General features: G+C 48.6%; 17 protein-coding genes. 9 read left to right on the plus strand and 8 right to left on the minus strand.

The window, feature by feature from the left end:
- Positions 1-25: 25 nt before the first annotated feature.
- Positions 26-3,079, minus strand: coding sequence for an efflux RND transporter permease subunit (locus HCH_RS25130; protein ID WP_011399322.1), 3,054 nt, complete (start codon positions 3,077-3,079; stop codon positions 26-28).
- Complete coding sequence (locus HCH_RS25135) at positions 3,076-4,158, minus strand: efflux RND transporter periplasmic adaptor subunit (protein WP_011399323.1); 1,083 nt, start codon at positions 4,156-4,158, stop codon at positions 3,076-3,078. The genes HCH_RS25130 and HCH_RS25135 overlap by 4 nt, the downstream gene beginning before the upstream one ends.
- Before the next feature lie 448 nt (positions 4,159-4,606).
- Here HCH_RS25135 and HCH_RS25140 point away from each other — a divergent pair, with 448 nt between their 5' ends.
- The 7 genes from HCH_RS25140 (at position 4,607) to HCH_RS34460 (ending at position 9,656) form a co-directional block, all read left to right on the plus strand.
- Complete coding sequence (locus tag HCH_RS25140) at positions 4,607-6,016, plus strand: hypothetical protein (protein WP_011399324.1); 1,410 nt, start codon at positions 4,607-4,609, stop codon at positions 6,014-6,016.
- A gap of 50 nt (positions 6,017-6,066) precedes the next feature.
- Positions 6,067-6,519 (plus strand): hypothetical protein, encoded by a 453-nt coding sequence (locus HCH_RS25145; protein WP_148212659.1) that lies wholly within the window; start codon positions 6,067-6,069, stop codon positions 6,517-6,519.
- Positions 6,520-6,549: 30 nt separating this feature from the next.
- Positions 6,550-7,494 carry a DUF4123 domain-containing protein gene (locus tag HCH_RS25150; protein ID WP_011399326.1) on the plus strand — a complete coding sequence of 315 codons (945 nt, stop codon included), beginning with the start codon at positions 6,550-6,552 and terminating at the stop codon, positions 7,492-7,494.
- A gap of 276 nt (positions 7,495-7,770) precedes the next feature.
- On the plus strand, positions 7,771-8,163 hold the full coding sequence (locus HCH_RS33970) for a hypothetical protein (RefSeq protein ID WP_011399327.1): 393 nt from the start codon (positions 7,771-7,773) through the stop codon (positions 8,161-8,163).
- Positions 8,164-8,235: 72 nt separating this feature from the next.
- Entirely contained in the window at positions 8,236-8,451 is a 216-nt protein-coding gene (locus tag HCH_RS33975; protein WP_148212660.1) for a hypothetical protein, read from the plus strand.
- A gap of 8 nt (positions 8,452-8,459) precedes the next feature.
- Complete coding sequence (locus tag HCH_RS25160; RefSeq protein WP_041598920.1) at positions 8,460-9,011, plus strand: hypothetical protein; 552 nt, start codon at positions 8,460-8,462, stop codon at positions 9,009-9,011.
- 399 nt (positions 9,012-9,410) lie between these two features.
- Positions 9,411-9,656 (plus strand): hypothetical protein, encoded by a 246-nt coding sequence (locus HCH_RS34460; protein ID WP_193359408.1) that lies wholly within the window; start codon positions 9,411-9,413, stop codon positions 9,654-9,656.
- Between the two features lie 9 nt (positions 9,657-9,665).
- Here the strand turns inward: HCH_RS34460 and HCH_RS25170 are convergent, their stop codons facing one another.
- The 4 genes from HCH_RS25170 to HCH_RS25185 all read right to left on the minus strand — a co-directional run bounded on the left by HCH_RS25170 (position 9,666) and on the right by HCH_RS25185 (position 11,926).
- Positions 9,666-10,079 (minus strand): hypothetical protein, encoded by a 414-nt coding sequence (locus tag HCH_RS25170; protein ID WP_011399330.1) that lies wholly within the window; start codon positions 10,077-10,079, stop codon positions 9,666-9,668.
- A gap of 26 nt (positions 10,080-10,105) precedes the next feature.
- Complete coding sequence (locus HCH_RS25175; RefSeq protein ID WP_041598921.1) at positions 10,106-10,822, minus strand: hypothetical protein; 717 nt, start codon at positions 10,820-10,822, stop codon at positions 10,106-10,108.
- Positions 10,823-10,920: 98 nt separating this feature from the next.
- Positions 10,921-11,364, minus strand: coding sequence for an IS630 family transposase (locus HCH_RS25180; protein WP_274377856.1), 444 nt, complete (start codon positions 11,362-11,364; stop codon positions 10,921-10,923).
- A 163-nt stretch (positions 11,365-11,527) separates the two neighbouring features.
- Complete coding sequence (locus HCH_RS25185) at positions 11,528-11,926, minus strand: helix-turn-helix domain-containing protein (protein ID WP_011395272.1); 399 nt, start codon at positions 11,924-11,926, stop codon at positions 11,528-11,530.
- A gap of 440 nt (positions 11,927-12,366) precedes the next feature.
- Here HCH_RS25185 and HCH_RS25190 point away from each other — a divergent pair, with 440 nt between their 5' ends.
- Positions 12,367-13,050 (plus strand): endonuclease/exonuclease/phosphatase family protein, encoded by a 684-nt coding sequence (locus HCH_RS25190; RefSeq protein WP_041598922.1) that lies wholly within the window; start codon positions 12,367-12,369, stop codon positions 13,048-13,050.
- 525 nt (positions 13,051-13,575) lie between these two features.
- Entirely contained in the window at positions 13,576-14,277 is a 702-nt protein-coding gene (locus HCH_RS25195) for a hypothetical protein (protein ID WP_041598923.1), read from the plus strand.
- Between the two features lie 81 nt (positions 14,278-14,358).
- On the opposite strand, the gene HCH_RS25200 is transcribed toward HCH_RS25195, so the two are convergent.
- Both HCH_RS25200 and HCH_RS25205 read right to left on the minus strand, forming a co-directional pair.
- Positions 14,359-15,315 (minus strand): hypothetical protein, encoded by a 957-nt coding sequence (locus HCH_RS25200; protein WP_011399337.1) that lies wholly within the window; start codon positions 15,313-15,315, stop codon positions 14,359-14,361.
- Positions 15,312-16,487, minus strand: coding sequence for a hypothetical protein (locus tag HCH_RS25205; protein WP_011399338.1), 1,176 nt, complete (start codon positions 16,485-16,487; stop codon positions 15,312-15,314). Before HCH_RS25205 ends, HCH_RS25200 begins: the two co-directional genes overlap by 4 nt.
- Positions 16,488-16,492: the final 5 nt, after the last annotated feature.

Here is a 16,492-nt window from a genome sequence, read left to right on the forward strand (position 1 = left end):
ATGCCGGGTAGGTTCGCCAACCTGACTAAAACCGCACGCGGTAGAACGTGGCGTACAGCACGGGCACCACACAAAGGGTCAGGATCGTGGAGAACAGCAGGCCCGCCATGATGGCGATCGCCAATGGCTCCCACATTTCCCCCCCACCCAGATACAACGGCAACAGCCCCAGCACTGTGGTTGCTGTCGTCAACAAGATCGGTCTGGTGCGTTGTTGCGCAGCGTTGATAATAGCCTGGCCATGCTCAACGCCTTCCGCCAGTTCCAGATTAATGCGCTCCAACAACACGATCGCGTTGTTGATGACAATCCCCGCTAATGACACGATGCCCAGGAAGGTCATAAAGCCCATAGCGCTGTTCAACGCCAACAGCCCCGCCGACACGCCAATCAAACCCAGCGGAATCGTGCTCAAGATGATGATTGCTTTGCGGATGGAGTTGAACTGACCGACCATCAAAATCAGGATGACGAAGCCGGCGATAGGCAGCTTATCCACAATAGACTGGTTCGCCTTGCCGGAACTCTCCGATTCGCCGCCCAGTTCATAACGAGTGCTGGTCCCCCACTCTTTCTGCTGCTCCTTGAGCCAGGGCGTCAACTCAGCGAATTTCTCCGCCGCGGTGATATCCCCTTCCAGCTGAGCGCCGACGGCGACGGTCTTCAGACCGTTGCGACGAAAGATCTTCGCTGTATCCCAAACGACTTCGATATCCGCCACCTGCGAAAGCGGAACAGATTTGCCAGTAGACTGCACATAGACCGACAACGAGCGAACGCCGCTGATATTGTTGCGATTGGAGCCTTCCGCCCGCACCATCACGGGAATGATATCCTCCCCTTCCCGGTATTCCGTCAACTCCAGCCCGCTGATTCCCGCTTGCAGAGACACTGCTATATCCTGACTCGTAACGCCTGATCTAAGCGCCCTGGGTTGATCTATATGGATCACCAGTTTCTTGATGCGTTGCCCCCAGTCATCAGTGATATTGGTCAGGCCGCCAATCTCACGCATCCTCGCTTTCAAAGCGTCGACGTGCCGGAACAGCACATCCGCATCCGATCCGCTTAACCGCACTTCCACTGGATGCGCTACGGAGGGTCCATTGGCCATGGGCTTGATCGTGGCCTCAAGATCAGGGTGGTTATCCAGAGCATAACGGCCGATCCGCTCTATCAGGTTTGGTACAAGCCTGGCGTCGCTGGCGGTGACGATCATCATCGCATAGCTGCTGTTATTGGGTTTCGGGTTATAGGAGAGAATAATTCTGGGGCCTGCGTTGCCGATGTAGCTGACCCACTTGGTCACCCCGTCTTTGCGCGAGTCCGTGACCTGCAGGTCGGACTCAACAAAGCTCTCCATGTCGTTTACGACTCGGCGCGTCTCTTCTATCGCCGTACCTTCCGGCAGCTTCAGCTCTACCTGAAAGTAATTCCGGTCCGAAGGCGGGAAGAAGATTTTCGGCACGTAACCAAAGCCTTTCATCGCCACGAGAAACACCAGAACCGTCACCAGCAAGGTCGCCGCACGGTTGCGCAACATGCTCGTCAAGATACTGCGATAGGTACGATAAAACACCGAGCCGTAACTCTCTTCCTGCTGGGTGACTTTGAGGAAATACACGCACAACATGGGGATCACCGTTAGAGAAATGACCCAGGACGCCAGCAAGGTAATCGCCACGACTTTAAATAAGGACGAGGTGAACTCGCCGACATTGGACTCCGCCAGATAAATCGGCAGGAATGCGGCGATAGTGGTCAACGAGGCCGTCAACAACGGGATACGCAACTCCATGGCCGAGTCGATAGCGGCCTCGGTGGCGTTTTTGCCCTTCTCCATGAGCACCATGATGTTTTCCGCCATCACAATCCCGTTATCCACCAACATCCCCAAGGCGATAATCAGCGCCGCCAGAGAAATCTGATCCAGCCCGATATCCAGATAGGACATCACCAAAAACGCCAGCAGCATGGATAAAGGGATCAACGTGGAAACCACCAGCCCGGTTCTCAGGCCCAGGGTGAACAACATGACAATGGACACCACCGCGATCGCCTGCAACAGGTTGGAAACGAAATCGCTGACTTTCTGGTCCACTTCCGCCGGAGAAAAGCTGACCAGATCAAACTCAATGCCGTAAGGATATTGCTGCAACAGCTCGTTCATCATGGCCGAGACCTGCTCGCCCAGCTCGATATTATTACCGCCGTCACGCATGGCCACCGCCACCGCCAGCGCGAACTCACCGGAGGAGTGCAACAAGGATTCCGGCGGGTCTACATAGCCGCGCACCACCGTGGCGATGTCTTTCAGATACATCAAGCGATTGGCGCCGGGGATGTTGATGATGGTCTGCTCGATATCCTCCACCGACTCGAAATTGCCGCTTGGCTCAAGCGATATGCGCTCGCGCCCCAGATTAAAAGAGCCGCCGGAAATAATAATGTTGCGCGTTTCCAAGGCCTGCGACAGCTGGCTTGGAGACAGGCCCAGCTCAGACAGGCGAGCGTTGTTATACTCAACAAAAATGCGCTCTTCCTGTTCACCCCAGATTTCTACCTTGGCGACATCGGGAAACCGCAGCAACTCCGTTTTCACATCATCAGAAATCTTTTTCAGTTCCGCATAATTGAAACCTTCCGCCGTAATGGTCATGACAATGCCGAACACATCGCCGAATTCATCATTCACATAGGGGCCAACAACGCCGTCAGGAAGATCCGTGGAAGTAGACTCAACTTTGCGCCGCAGGTTATCCCAGATCGGACGCATGTTCTTGTAACTTTCCTTGATGTTCACCGTGACGATGGAGACGCCGGTGCGGGACTCGCTCTTCACGAAGTCCAGCTCGGGAATTTCCTTCACTGCTTCTTCAATCTGCGAGGAAACCAGCTCCTCCACGCGCGCGGGACTGGCGCCGGGGAAGTAAGTCACCACCTGCGCCGCACGCATGACGAACCCCGGATCATAAGCGCGGGGCATGCCCAGAAAGGTCAGGGTTCCGGCCACAGCAATCACCAGCAGGAGAACAATCGTCAGCCGGTTATTCTCTATCGCAAGCCGTGTGATATTCACTTGCTTCCCTCCGTGGTCAGGCGCACTTGCAAGCCGGAGTGCATCTTACTCATGCCTGCCGCCACCACTTCATCGCCCTCTTCCAGGCCGGACAGAATTTGAATGCCGTTATTCTGAATCGCCCCAGTCGACACTGCGCGACGACTGACCACGCCCGTCGAGTCGTTTTCATGGCTGACCGTCCACACATAACGGCCGTCGCCGTCTTCCTGCACCACATGCGGAGGAACAAAAATAGCGCCATCCTGCCCCGTCGCTTGCGGTGGACGCCCTCTAACGGTGACGGTCATGCCAGGCAGAATGTTGTATTTAGGATTGGCCGGCATGCTGAAGGTCACATTGAACAAACGCGTGGCTTCATCCGCGCGGGAGGACACTTCTTTCAGTTTCAGGGGGAAACTCTCGCCGGGAATACCTGAGAACAACGCCTGCACTTCCGGCTCAGTCCCTTCCTGCGCGGTAATCATCAGGCCTTCAGGAATATCCACTTTCACCAACAGAGAAGAGATATCCTGCAGTGCGTAGATCGACTGCATGGCGGACACTTCTTCATAGTTCTCAACATAACGCTTAGCGATCCTGCCACTGAACGGAGCCTTCAATTCGGTGTACTCCAAATTTCTCTGCGCGGACTCCAGCGCCGCCTGGGCCGCAATATCCTGCGCCTGTAATTTGCTGAAATCCGATTGCGAGATTACGCCTTTACCGATCAGGGATTTACCCCGCAAGAAATCATCATGGGCCTGCTGATAATCCGCCTGACGACTTTTGAGCTGAATAAGAAAGTCCGTATCGTCCAGCTTCGCCAGCACCTCTCCTTCCTTCACAATCTGCCCTTCATTCGCGTTCAGACTGTGCAACTTGCCCGACACCCGAAACCCCAGCTCCGCCTTCTGCGCTGCATCCACCGTACCGGGAAATTCACGCCAGTTCGCATTCTCCACCGCTCCCACCACAAGGGTCCTGACGGGGCGCAAAGGCTTCTCCTCTGTCGTCTGTTGGTCCGTTTCAGAACAACCTTGCAATACCCCAAGAGAAAGCAAAATCGCCATAAAACTGAACTTGCTTAGACTGGTCATCGTGACTCCCTAGCTGTTGATCTACTGTTAAATTTAACCGGGCGAACGCAAAGAAACGCTGCGTCTTGGAATGGTGGAATTATGGCTGGTAAGGGGGAGTGGGGCCAGTTTTCGTTTTATTAATATGGCAATGATATTGGCATGTTAATAATCAGGCGCATGGATGCGCCTGCGCGGCGGCTGGCCGCGGGAGACAGGGCCTGACCTGTGCAGGCCCTGTCGTTGCAGACAAATAGAAGGAAGCTATTTGTTTGCCTGATTAATAGTCTGGAGTCAAGATAGCGAAGCCTCCCCTAGCCATATATTCCTATACCGATAGAGCAATACGCCCAAGGCCGCTCACTCGGTAAAATGCACTTGCATTGTAACCGTACGTAACTTGTTTTTGAGCCCCACTTCATTTCGCTCCAACCATTAGAAATGATGTAATACAAGGGATGTTTCCTGCATGTATTCCACCCGCTCTTACGCGTTTAAGCATTGGTCTGATATCACTGTCGCCGACCTCCCATTTATCGAGTCTCCCTTTTTTGCAGCGAGCTTTGCCGACCGTTGCTTGAGCAATGACTTCAAGGTCAGTGATGTCGCCAGCAATTTATGCGGCTATCATTTCCGCTCAGGGTTTGGCGCTTTTCCCGGGCGTGGTTCTCTCCACTTTCGCAAGTGGAAGGATGACTTTGTCAGAGGCGTTGAGCGCGCCGAAATACTGTTGGTTTTTTCTGATAAGAAAAAGCCTTTCTGTCCAGTTATCAACGAGAGCGAAGAAGGACCAGTACCTGTCAGTTCAGAGGCGAGACTGGCCGAGCGTTTGATTGCTCTCGCCAATCCAGCCCCACCACCGCCGCCTGCGGTGACGGGAGAAGTTATGGATGTCACCTCTCTAAGTGGAAATCCCGGTTGGTCAAGCGCTCCCAACGAAGCGCGAAACTCTCCACCTTCTACTACAACACTCAGTTCGCCGGCGCCCGCCCAATCATCAGCCAGGCAACAAGAATCTGATAGCGCTCAGGTTCAGAGTAATAAAACTGCGGCTCAAGACGCTCAGCCCTTTTGTGAAGACTACTCATCTAACCCAAAGCCGGCTAAACCAAAAGCTCAACCTTCAAACGAAACCGAGTTCAACCAGCCTGAAAACTGTAAAGGATGGGGGTTAACAACTGATGAGTGTGTAGGCGAATATACAGCTGAAGTGAAAGATGTTTTCAGCCGCTGGGAAACACTATCCCCCAGTGAAAAACTAAAAGAACTTGGCGCAAAGCTAAATAGACAGTTAACAAAAGAGGGAATTCCAGGGATATTTATTCACGACGAATCAATTAAAGGTGCACAGTTTGACTTTAGGGAGTGGAAGATAGTGGTTGATAGTAGCCTTATTATGAAGTCATCACTAACTCAAGACGAACAGATGCAGCTCGCTGACCACCTGCTCCATGAAGCTAGACACGCAGAGCAATGGTTTGGAATGGGGCAGCTTCACGCAGCTAACGGCGGTCACCCGTCAGAAATAGGGCTACCTGGAGTTGTCGCAGAGGCGGCAAAAATGACCCCTTTGAATCCAGAGTCTGATAAGGGACAGGCAATCGACAAAATGTTCCAGTATGTCTACGGGGACAACTTCGAAGATCGTGATGCAGTCTATGACCAATTAGACGAGTCAGAGGCGGCATTGAAAGCCGCGATTGATAGGCGCGAAGCGATACAAAAAGATCCAAGCGCACCCACAGCAGCTATTGAACTGGCCCAAGCAGATGTCGCTGACGCAAATATTCAATACGTGAAGGCAGTCAAGGCGTATCAAAACTTACCAGAAGAAGTCGACGCATGGGCCACTGGAGCCAAAGTACGAAAGATCTGGTAGCCTGAACAAATACAAACTAATTAGCAGTCTATCATTTGGGGGATTTAATTGTGGACGTATCTAAAGAGTTAGTGGAAATTGCGGACATGTACCTAGCCGGAAAAAAAAGTGCGGCCGAATTACTAGCAGTAATTGCAACAGATATCGATCAAGATCGTATTTCTTTAGGCAAGATTTCTTTTACACCAGCCAGCACAAATTTTGATTCAGGCAGCTTATTTTTCCGTACTAAAGAAAGTACCTTCATAGTGGAGCATTTGAAACTCGCTCTTACACCAAAAACGACGTTATCTCTATCCGATTTGAATAAATATTGGGGGGAGTTTAGAAAAGTTCCAACCGGACCAGATCGCCTCCGCCACAATTATGCATTCCTTAAGGTATTAAAGCCTGAATACCAATATTCAGGATATATCAACGTGCGACTAAGCGCCCCAGTCGACACACCTGATTCAAAAGTGGTTACTATCATGATCCGCCGCGACCCTATTTCTAAAGCGTAATAATTTCATGACTTAGGACGTAATAACTTTATGGATATGGCAGCGACTATTGAAACACTTAAAGCTCAGTGCCCTAACTTCGAGTATTACTATGCCATCGTGGATTGCGCTCAAGATGATAGCCTGTATGAAAAGATACAATTAAGTGAGTGCCAATATTCAGCACTACTTGAAGCTGAAGCGAGCGAGGAACTGCTACGAGTTTCGCCTCACATTATTGAACTAAGAGAAAATGCATTTTGTTCGTGGCTTCTAGCTCGCGGATGGGGACGCTCCTGGGCGATTTATATCGCCAGCCAGCGTCCAATTGGTTATCTCATACGACACTTCAAAAAATTATCTAAGGTCACAGGCCCACAGCGTCAAAGTTGGTTCTTCCGATACTATGACCCAAGAGTATGCCGAGACTTGCTCCCCATATGCGACGCATCTCAATTAAACCGAATCATAGGTAACGCAGGTATTTTCTGGATGGAGGGTTTAGATCCCACAACTACAATAAAATACTCATGGAAATCCGGCCAGCTAGAATGCTCCACATACCTGGTTAACGGTGACAATCAAGCCATTAAGCAAATCATTCACCATCCAGATAAAGGACCGGCTGCTGACGATAGTGATTCATATATGAGTGTAAGCCAGAGTCAATATGACACTCTGAAGGAAGGCGCGCACCGTAACTTCATATTGAGCTTAATTAGAGAAGTTTCCACACGTCATCCAGACAAAGCCAAAGTATACAGCCAAGAACAGCTAATTAGATATATTGAATTCGCCTTAACACAGATGAATGAGCTTGGCGGACATGGAGTACATTCAGCTACTTGCTTTATCGAAGCCTGCTTCTCATTCGGATGGGACTTTTTATCCAATCCCGATTATTTCTGGGTCAGAGAAAAATTCCTAGATAACAAAAGCATAGGGGATACAAATAATCGATTAGATACGCTATTTAATTACTTAAAAAAACAATAAAAAAAACAACACACTCGCAAAACTTTCCTTCTCCGCAAAAGCATGAAAACATTTCTTCACACATTAAAGTTACCCCCCTAATTAACAACTTTAACTCACTCCATATTTATGATTATAAAATACCATTTACATCAACAGTCCATTACAGTGACTGATTTTGTGATAATCATGAATTTTAAATCAAATGCGGGGAATATTAATATTTTTCGATGAGTTATTATCGCTGAAAAAATATATTATTATAAGCGCCCTTTAACGAATTTTCTGGAAAAGATAGTGAAGACGTTTTCTTTAGACGCTATTGGGTACTGGTCTGCTTTCTATGAAAATGAAGTGACGCCAGCATATCTATGCGGAGAGCTAAATGCAGATTTGAAGTCCAGAGTGTCTAACTATCTGAAAAATGGAATTCGTGGCATGTCATTTTTAGGCTATGCCAGGTGCCGTTTTGAATGCGAAGACTCAGAAACGAACGCGCTTGGCTGCGCTGATATGACCACTACAATCAGCTCGCACGAATGGAATGCATGGCTAAAAGAAATGGGTGAAGACGAGTATTTAAAATCGCCTGTCATCGTGCCTAAGAAGGTGCATAAATTCGATCCTGACTACGACCCCATAGCAATGGCTCACTTAATGTTTGGGGACGACGATAATCAAAAATTCTGAATTCTGTTTACTCAAGAGATTTGCCATGGTCACTCACTTAATCTTGTGAGAGGCGCGGGATAGGATAGTTTTATGTTGGACGACTCTAGCTTGCAGCGCTTCAAAGAACATTGCCCCGGCTTTCGTCATTACCACGCGCTGTACGAATTAGATGAACAGAAGGCTGCCCAGCGCACTGAAGCGAAAGGTAGCCCCCTCACGAATGAAGAGCTAAATTCTTGTTTGCGTCCTGTAGGGGAAGGATTTGAAACCTTCACGCCTAATGGTTCATGTTCTACCGTCGCATAGGAATAAACATGAAAGTCACCACTTTGAATGAAGTCGGTTTCTGGTCGAATAATTATGAAAGCGGAGTCACACCGAGCTTTCTGTGCGGAGATATCGGCTCTGACAAAGAAAGTATCGTAAGTTACCTGAAGAATGCCGCGCGCGGCGATGGTTGGCTTGGGTACGCACGCTGTCGCTTTGAATGTGAACACTCAGAGAGTAGCCCGCTTGGTTGTGCTGAACGGACTGATGGAAAGTGGTATTGGCCAGAAGGGCTGGCTCACTACGTTGAGGCCCATAATTTATTGCTTCCCCCACAATTTCTGGAACACATCAGGTCGTTAAGCTACAAGGTCCCAGAGCTAGAGCCCGTGTTTTTAAAGGCGATCCGTAACGCATCCAACCAAAATGAAAACGACGAGCTCATGATCAAGTTCAGTAATCACATCTGGCTGAGCTGGCTCAGTGAAATGGGGGAGGAAGGCTATCTAAAACACCCTGTCGTTGTCCCTAAAGCAAAGCCGGCAGCTAGTTCGACTTTCGATCTGGATAGTTTACTACCGGGTGACGGAGACCTATAGGAGCTACGACTGGGGCGCTTGTTCTTGGCTGCCCAACTTTCGGCGACACTTTAAAATCAGGAAGAGTTGTACAGAATGCAGGACTTTTTCAATTTATCCAACTTAAAGGGCCATTGCCCCGGCTTTCGTCATTATTAATCAGGCAGACAAATAGCTTCCTTCTATTTGTCTGCAACGACAGGGCCTGCACAGGTCAGGCTGCGGCTCGTCGCCGCGCAGGCGCATCCATACACCTGATTATCAACATGTCAATATCACTGCCATGTTAATACTACGCGTTAGCCGACTGCGCCATTGACGAGTCTAGTGGGATCTTGTACGAGAGACAAACGCCCAGAACCTGGAACAGAAGAGTTTTACAAATGGCTAAATGAGAGGGCCAAGGCTTGGAGGCGGGAGATGCTTAAGAGAGGGTCTGTAGAATTTGACGAACATGGAGTTATTTTTGGCGGTGAAGAGTTTCTCAATTCTACTGATGCTGAAGCCTTCCCTGAGGAAGTTGGGGAGTTCGCCAAGCGCAGAAGCCGCAAACTCAAGAAAATATCTGAAAGCGTCGACGAGCCTGATTACCTTGCTTCAGGTACGCAGAAGTCTATAGAGGATATTTGTCAGGATAATGAAAATGACGGCGACCAAACCAACTGATCAAACAGATCAAGTGCCACAAGGCCCTTCTTTGTAATCCACCATGTCAATGCGATAGCCCCCATAGCCTGACTGGAATAACCGCATGGTGTTAACAGGATATTTGTGTAAATAGCCTTTGATGCAAACACCAGTTCCCGTTTTCTGCGCTAAATGAGCCCATTGTTCTTGAAGTGTGTCTTTGTCTTTTTCACTGCTGTAGGGGTAAATAGTTTTCCCTATGTATTGGCTCAAGTCTGAATTGTCTACGCTGGAAATGATAAACCCAACACAATGTCCATCAGCGCAATCATAGGTCGTCGCAGTGGCTGAAATCAGCGTTGGGTTTTCAAACTTTAGACTTCTCAGGTAAGGGCCGAGTAGTATTCCAACGAATACCAAACCAATTACAGTGATGGCGGCATAAAGAAGTCGCTTTGTCATTATTACCATCCTGAATTTGATTAATTTTAAAAGGATTCGTCTAAATAGCCTTTCTGTTTTGTCGTAAGAACCAGTTTTCCATTGCTGTAAATTTTGCGCTCACCATGGCGGTAATCTTGTTGAAGTAGTGTAGTGTTTTTTCCATTAATTAAAGGATTTCCGCGAGTTGTGTGACCAATGACAAGAGCTTTGCTTTTGCCCGCAGACTGCAATTCATCTGATATTTGTTCAACGATGTTATCTACCAGAATAGGAAAGATTTTCTTTCCATTGGGAGCTCTAAACCAGTCACTTGCTGTTAGACAGCCATGGAGCTGCACTCTGGCATTATCAGTGAATTTACTCCAATTAATATCCGACACGGAACGAGCTTGGGAGGTGAATGAATAGCTGCCATCATCATCACTGTAATAAGATTCGATGGCTTTTTTGCCTAACCAACTAGCGTAAAACCCACAAGCTTCGTAGGGTTTTAGCGAGAAATTTAATGTTAAAGGACTGCCATGACAAAGAATGTCTAATGAAGCAATGCTAGAAGTTTGTAGTGATGAAATGAAGTTCACTATATCTTGTGCTGTGGTGATCTTTTTCAAAATAACGCTGTCACCAAACTTTTGGTAAGTCTTTTCAACATTCAATGCTGCAAACTTGAAAGCACTATTGTCATTGATCCCTATTGTTCTGGCAGAGCCGTCAGCATTCATCTCCCTTGCACCGCCATAAAAGATAATCCTTGTCTTCATCTTAAGCCTTTCTTTATACCTTGCAGTCGAATTTCTCTAGGCGCGAGATGTTAGCATGTTTATGTGCTGGGCTATAACTGGCGCTTTAGACTAAGTACCTAAACAAAATTAATCTTATATTCCTGTCCAAACTTTGACAGGATGTCGTTCACTGACTCTTTCAGCCTGTCGAAAGTCTCATACGAATCCAAAGGCAGCCAGCTGTACTTCACCTTTCGCCACAAGATCTCTATCAGGTTTAGCTCCGGTGAATATTTCGGCAAATAGATCGGCCAGATGCCTTTATCTATCCAATCCAACCTATGTCGGCGAAACTCCGCAGAGCGATGCATGGAGGCGTTGTCCAGAAGCACCACGGCAGGCTTAAGCGGATCTTTGCTCTCCGCCAGCTTATTAAAAAGCGCTACGACTTTGGCGGAATCCACCCGCTCCTCTGTGGCATGGAATATCAGCTTCTGGCGGCGACTCATAAACCCCAGAACGTTCAGTCTCTTATTGTGTGGATAGGATTTCATTTGCGTCGGCTTCCCACAGGGCTCCAGCCATAAGGTAAGTTAGAACGCTGACTGAAGCCTGATTCATCAAAGTAGTAAAGCTCGATTTCGCCCGCATCCTCCCAGGATTGAAGATCTTTCACAAAGCCCTGAAACTGGCGGAAGGCGTCTTCATCCCGAAGCGCGCAGCGAAAAGCGGAATCGCTTGAAGCTATACTTTGATTTTTTTTAAGTTCCGTTTAACGGTCTCCAGACTGGCGCTTTTTCCAGTTTCTTTTTCCAGACGTACCTGGACGTCTCGTAGTTGTTGGGGCTGCTCGTCAATCCACTTACAAACCTTTTCTTGTTCCTGCTCCGTGTAAATGGGCGGTCTTCCCGGGGAGGCGTCGCTAATGAGGCCGCATATTCCCATGCTTTCCCACTGCTCAATCCAGATCGAAATGGTGTTGCGGTGGAAGTCGATAATGTCGGCAATTTTATCGATTTTATACCCTTTATTGCTGAGCAATATGGCGTGACAGCGAATACGGAAGCGGGAGCTCGGGCTGTAGCGAAATCCATCGGTAAGAGTCTTTATTTCAGCGGGCTTAAGATGATTGACGTACTTCACGGTGCAAAATATGATCAGATTGAGTGGTCGTAAGTCGCCTATTTTATTAGGAAATTTTTATTTTGCTACTTAGCTTTGGGTCGTGTTTCGTTCCATCCAAATTTTCAACAAGCGTAATTAAAGCGCGAACGGGTAGTTATTCCCGTCACTCTTTTCCACTCTTGCACTTGAGCCAGAAGTCATAACGCCATATCCAAAATAAGCGAAAACCACCGTGCCATGAACACTCATTTGGGGATAAGGGGGAGCAGTGCGCTATTAGGTTGTGCTGTGATACTCAGCTTTCCTTGACGCTCTTTTATACTTCTAACGCATTAAACATTTTGAAGACGAATTTATAGCAGCCATGCACCCAATTTTATTAAATAGGTGCCGGCGTCATAGCCTTGTATTAATATTCGTATTCGTTTAGCCCATGCAAATTTGAGAGGAGTTAGTTTGTGACGGATATCAATATTCTTACGTGGAATCTTCAGGGGTTCAAAGATGGGGCACTTGGCGGCAAGATCAGGGGGCTGCTAAAAGAAAAAAATATTCATATTGCTTGTTTGCAGGAAGTAACTTCAATGGGAGGCTGGGGAGGCGAAGAAAATGCTGAAAAGATAACCCAGTTTGGGGAGTACGACATGTTTTGGGTGCCATGGGAAGGGCCCAAGAAGGGAAACGCTCGTTGCTCCATGGCGGTCTTGTGGGATAGAGAAAGTGTGGCCAAACCAACAATCACATATGTCCCGTCAACAGTTGAAAGTTGTCGAGGACTCATCTTTGGCAAGTTTTCGGTTGGGCGGAAGAATTTTAACTTGGCGAACTATCATGGATTTGGAGAAGATCGTATCGTCGAAGCCATACGTTATATGAAAGTCCACTCTGGTCAGGCTGTGCGGTGGATGATCTTTGGCGACTTTAACTTCGAAGGAGCGAGCGCAGAAGGTGGCGTGAAAGAATCGGAAAGAGTTCAGATCTTGCGCAGCGGGCAGGTGACAAGGCCGGCGAGTGGTAAAGAATTGGATTATGGATTTGCCAGCCTTGAGGGACTAGAAAAGAATGGCGCAGTTGCCTTGGATAATGGAGGGCAGTCAGATCACCTTCCTGTTATTGCAAGTGTAAGCCTAACACGCGCGTAACTCTGACAGTTTTTGATGAGTTAAAATAGTTCTTATAGCTTACAGTAGCGCCCTGAAATCAACAGGGCGTTACCTGTTACACGGAAATGCGCCTTAGGCAAAAAAGCTTCGAGTTTTTGTAATACCAGCACAAAAAGAATAGACCCCTCCTATCATTTTTAATCAAAGTATTCCATAGCGGACGCTGTCCCCTTTAAGCAGAGTCCGATGAAATTCCTCATTAGTCTCCACTTCCGCGTTGATAAGGTCTTTATGTGTGCGTCCCCCTTCACGATATAGGGTTCTCATTGCTACAGGTGCTTAAGGATTTAGACACCGCAAGCACACCGGGGCATGTCTCGTGCTGCAACCGCTATTATGAACACATGCTTCCCCCTCCAAAACACAATAGAAATCCAACTTTCAGCCAAGAAAAGCAAGTCGCCCATGAAATGTGAAAGAAATTAGCAAATCAAAAAACATACGAAGGGTTCGCTCTCACGTTTTCGCTTCTTGAGCATCGCAAACAAAAAGAGATTATTGATCATGCCAATCCAAGCTAATAACTTTGTTTTTCAAGGGGCCAATGACATACCGCAATTGCCTCAATTGAATAATCGAAAAGCTATGATGAAATTCCAGACTAGCACGCAAACGATAGTAAATAACGGCATATATGTGCCCCAACAAGGTTATGTCATCGTCAGTAGAACTGACAGAGCTATCGCGGCTAATAGAAGGTATCTATATACGAACAGTGTTAACCCATGTGTTGCTGTATATATTTTGGTTAAATACAATGGGGACAATGATCTTGTGGCTCTTGCACACTTTGATTCGGATGCAATTGATGTGCAAAACTGCTTAGTAGGAAAAGTCTTCCCTGCGCTTGTAGAGAAAATGCATATCATGCTTAAACGCCGCTTTGCGGCTGTGGGCAACACATACGTCCAGACTTTGTTTGGGATAAACCCAAATAATACAAGCCGACAAATTAGGGACAGCATCAGAAATACTTGCCAGCAAAACAATTACGTTATTTCTCCAAATCCTGTATTTAACGGCCCTAACAATGGGTTGCGAGCCTTTCAGTCGACGGCTATGGCTTGTGACCTGAGAAATGGCGCCCACCGCATAATGAGTGAGAATGCAATCAATATACAGGATGACGTAGAAGAGCAGAGAAACCAAACATATGCAGCGCAAGGAATACTAGTTGCGGGCAGGCTAACAACTTCACTAACTTAAAGAACGCAAGCCCCCTGTGGAAATACTTCTACAGGGGCATTTGACGCTAAATTTGGGCTGACAAATACACCGTTCGTAAGTCTATAAGCGCCCATCGAGGAAATAATATCCACCACCTTCTTTTTTGATGAGCGTATTCCAAAGTGGATGTAATACCCATTTCCCGTCGATTTTATTCCGCATAATGCGATGCAACTCTTCATTGGTCTCTGCCGCCGCGCGCAGTAAATCTTTGTGCGCGCGTCCACCCTCTCGATGCAGCGCTTCCATCACGGCGGACTGCTTCTTGGTTAAAGCGTAGCTCTCTCCATTCCAGTACACGCGACGATAGTCGGAAGTGAAGCTCAATCCAATGCCGCCTTCCTCGCTCATCGCCACCGAGGAGCCTCGCAATATAGCTCTTATGGACAGGTCATCCAGAAAGCAGTGTTCATGGGATCGGCTCATCAAACTGACCAATGGCTCCAACGCCATGTCCCTTGGCAACCCCATACGCTCAGGCAGGCGGGATGAAGAACACACCACTATGGCTGGCGCTCGCGAAGCCTCCCGCTCCAACGCGCTCATAAACGTCAGCAGTCTCTCCGTAGAATCCAGGCTCCGCACAAAATACACATGAGTCAGGCATCCATGAAATCGAGTGGAGCCAAGATGCCAAAAGCGATCCGGGATCAAAGACGTTATCCGATGGTGAACCCCTATGCCGAACAAGCCCTGCAGCCAAATCAGCAATACAGCGACGTCCACCATGTAACGATTGATGCGTTCGGCGGAGACCTCCACCCAGCCAGCGCTGACGGAAAAGTAACGATGTCGACGAATTTCCGGGCACCAGACCAGATCGGCGAAGCCTTGGTGCCCATCAGTGAGATATCCCAGGCATCCTGTGGGTTTCAGAAACAGACCGCTTACCAGTTCCCCCGCCACCGCAGGAAACTCTTCAAACAGCAAGCTTCCAGAAATGCCCGGAGAGGGACTGTTTAACAAACGCAGCAACAATGCCAAAGCGTTCAACGTCAGTAGGGTTTCCGTCATCATCCATGAATATCGTTCAGCAGCCCCCACCGTTTGAGGTATTTCTCCCCAATCAGTCGCTCTTTATCCGTCCGGCTACGCAGGTCGCAGCCATTGGGCAGGGTAATGCGCACAGGCAGCGTTTTACTGCGAGCGCTGCCGTTATCCGGATGAAAACGAATCACCAGTTTCGCCTGTGTGGGTACGAACCCACCGGACGTCAGCGGGCTATGCTCGCTGAAATACTCCTGAGCGTATTCATGCAATCCCATGATGCTTTTCGCTGGCGTCTCTATTTGCAGGCGTCCCAAACCCGCCAGATCTTTTAATTTGAGCATAACCAAATGAACGGACTCAATGCCATCGGATGCATCCCAGGTCAAAGTCTGATTAGCCATCAGCGGTTCCAGATCGTATCGCCGCAACGGGGTCCGTTCCGCTTCCACGCCACGCGCCAGGAGGGCTTCGGTGAACGCCCGCGCGATAGCGTCCCTTCGCTCCGCTTTCGCTGCGACCACCTCGACCGCCCCATTGGACTCGCAGTAAATGATCGCGTGCTCGGAGATAGGACGCCTGATTCTGGAAACGATGTCGTTTTCTCCCTCGAATTCGAGGTAGGAGTCCGGCAGCCCTTCCTGATACACCATTATCTGGAAGACTTGAGACTGACCGCCGTCCTCCGCAGCCAACACTCGCTGAAACATATCCACTTTGACTTTTTCGCCCAGTCCGAACAGCGAACGAACCCTATCCTTAAACACTTCAAGGGACATTTCGTCCGAACGTAGCCTTAGACCTGTCTCAACCTGATACCCACTCCAATTACGCCCATGACGATACTGATCGGCGTAGCGAATATCCTCGGCGTGACGGAAACTTTCAGATTCATGCAAATAGGTCCAGAGACTGCGATCCTGGGCGGACGGTAAGCTTTTTAGTTTTGTCACATCTCGGACCGCTCCCAACAGCGCAGCTTGTCCCACCTCGTCGGACATCTGCTGGACACGCTCCATATCGACACGCAGCCGAACTCTTTCCTCCGGCGTAAACGTGTCCACCCATTGGGTCAGCGTGTGTAATAAAGTGGACCGGTCTTGTGTCCAGTCCACCCCGTCAACGGGGGGCCTTTTTCGGCTAAAATAGTCACGCATAATCTCGACCGACGCATGTCGGACGAATTGGCGAATGATAGGCATGAACA

Source organism: Hahella chejuensis KCTC 2396 (genome assembly GCF_000012985.1).
GTDB lineage: Bacteria > Pseudomonadota > Gammaproteobacteria > Pseudomonadales > Oleiphilaceae > Hahella > Hahella chejuensis.